A 2,239-nucleotide genomic window follows, 5' to 3' on the forward strand; every position below is an offset into this window, starting at 1 on the left:
CTTCATTAGAAATAGATTATGCCAAAAGTCTCTATTATCACTGTTACTAGATTGCGTCCTCAATTATTGTCCCAAGCGATCGAATCTCTGAATGCTCAATCCAGTCAAGATTTTGAATGGATTATTGTAAACGATGGTGAAGATATTGCTACACGAGAATTAATCTCTAACTCCCAAATCGATTTCACCCATACCTATTTGGAGATGCTTCATCCCGACAAGGGTTTTGGTCTATCCTACGGACGCAATAGAGGTGTCGTAATGGCACAAGGGGACATCGTAACCTATCTCGATGATGACAACACCTTCAAGCCCAATTTCGTAGAGGAAACGATCGCTTTCTTCGAGCATCATTCCCAGGTAAATTATGCTATGCCGATTCAGCAACGCAGACGCGATATTGTCCAGGATGGTGTTGTGGTTAAACGAGGTAAAGAGTTCTTCTCACCTACTTCAGATTGTTGTACGGTGGAAGACTTAATTAGCCACAAGCAACTCATCGATAGTAACAGATTCACTCATCGGAACACGAAGGTGATGAGCGATCAAAAAATTGTTGACAAAGTAGCATTACCACATCATGCGATCAAACTCAAAAATAGTAAATTATCTTGGGACAATCACTCGATCTAATTCCGACAAATAGCTGAACCGATAAACGGACTTAGCTAGACTATAATTTTAAAGACAATAGACCAGTGAAATTTCTATGGTAATTAGAGACTACTGTGACGGTATGGATCTGGGCGTAGGCTATAATCCACTGACTGGTATCGCTTCCAATAAGTGGGTGGATATTAATGGGGTAGAGGCAGCAGGTGGGCAAACAGGACAAACGGCAGAATTAGTCTTTAAGAAAGTGAGTTCTAGTGCGGAACTGAGTAAGGTGCTGGAAATGGATGGGGAGGTGAACCTCAATGCTTCCTATTTTCAGGTGGGTGGTTCGGTCAAAGCTAAGGTGTGCAAGGAATCTAGCCGCAAGATCAATGAGTATTCTACTTTCTCTGTTTTGTATGTCAAAGTGCGGGGTATGGCACGAAATATTCAGGATGTCGATCTCAAATCTAATGCTGTTGACTTTATTGAGAACAAGGGACTTGATGAATTTTTCCGCCGAGCGGGTTATGAATATATTTCTGGCATTATTCCTGGCGGTGAATTCATCAGCACGATCGAAATTATTTCTAATGATTTGGAAACAAAGGAAAAAGTTGATGCGGCTCTCAGTGCCCAGATTTCTTATAACAGTGTAATTCCTGGTACGCTTTCTTTGGAGGCGAATGCTGAATTAAAATCCAAGTTTGCGGAGTTGGCTAAGTACAAAAATGTGCGGATTGAAGCCCACTGTTATCGCAAAGGTGGGGTGGGGGCAATTTCCACAACCCCCGAAGAAGCACTCCAGTATGCGGTTAATTTCCCCGCATCGGTACAACAGTCAGCGGATATTTTGCAGGTTATTTGTAAGCCTTACCATGACTTGCTCTCTTTTCCAGATGCTTTTGATATGATTGCGGTGCAAAGGCAACAGCGGGTGTTGAAAAGCTTGTGGGAGCGATCTCAGCAAGCCTCTAAGTCTCTGGCTGATGTGGAATATATTTTGCAGTATCCAATGCAGTTTGAGGGGGTGGAGGAAAGCATTCTCCAAGCAGGTAAACAAAAATTAGAGCAGCAGTTGGATGATATTGCGGATAAAGCAATGGAATATGCCAAAAATCCGAAGGCGATTCGGATTGAGGGGAGTGATTTTCTACCCATTTCTCTACCGTTACCACCGCGTCAGCAGGAATCTAAAAGTCTGCCCCTCGTTATAGAGATTACAAAAGAAGATATTGTGGTAGTAAAGACCGTTGCAATGGTATTGGGAAGTGGATTTCAGTTAGCAGTAAATAGTGTAATAAATGAATACATAAAGACAAATAAATTGAAATAAATAAATTGAGGATGAAGAGAAAATGCTTTTTATTAATGGTCAACTGACACTGCTATTAAGATTAATTCTAGTCAAAAAAGGGTGTGGCAATGATCGCCACACCCTTTTTCAAAAGCTAATGGCAGACATTAAAACGCAGGTTTAGCTAAATCGTCAAAGAAAGCATCCGCCAACGCGACAGGAGAACCCACTTTCACTTCGCTAGTTTCAGGTTCAGCATCAGATTCACTAACAACGGCTTCAGCAGCGGCTTGAGCCATTTTGAGAGCTGCTTCAGCTTCTTCCGCTGCTTTTAGTGCCGCTTCAGCC

Annotated in this window: 3 protein-coding genes; 2 read left to right on the plus strand and 1 reads right to left on the minus strand. The window is 42.2% G+C overall.

Annotated elements, in window-relative coordinates; genetic code table 11:
- The first annotated feature begins 18 nt into the window (after positions 1-18).
- Positions 19-633, plus strand: a complete 615-nt coding sequence (locus RMO55_RS02295) for a glycosyltransferase family A protein (protein ID WP_310422869.1) — start codon at positions 19-21, stop codon at positions 631-633.
- A gap of 76 nt (positions 634-709) precedes the next feature.
- The gene (locus RMO55_RS02300; protein WP_310422872.1) at positions 710-1,930 is read left to right on the plus strand and encodes a hypothetical protein; all 1,221 of its coding nucleotides are present in this window, start codon (positions 710-712) and stop codon (positions 1,928-1,930) included.
- Between the two features lie 128 nt (positions 1,931-2,058).
- Here RMO55_RS02300 and RMO55_RS02305 read toward each other — a convergent pair.
- Positions 2,059-2,239 (minus strand): hypothetical protein (locus tag RMO55_RS02305; RefSeq protein WP_310422876.1); only part of this gene is annotated, 181 nt, incomplete at its 5' end.

It is taken from the genome of Chamaesiphon sp. VAR_48_metabat_135_sub (assembly GCF_031418915.1).
Classification (GTDB): Bacteria; Cyanobacteriota; Cyanobacteriia; order Cyanobacteriales; family Chamaesiphonaceae; genus Chamaesiphon.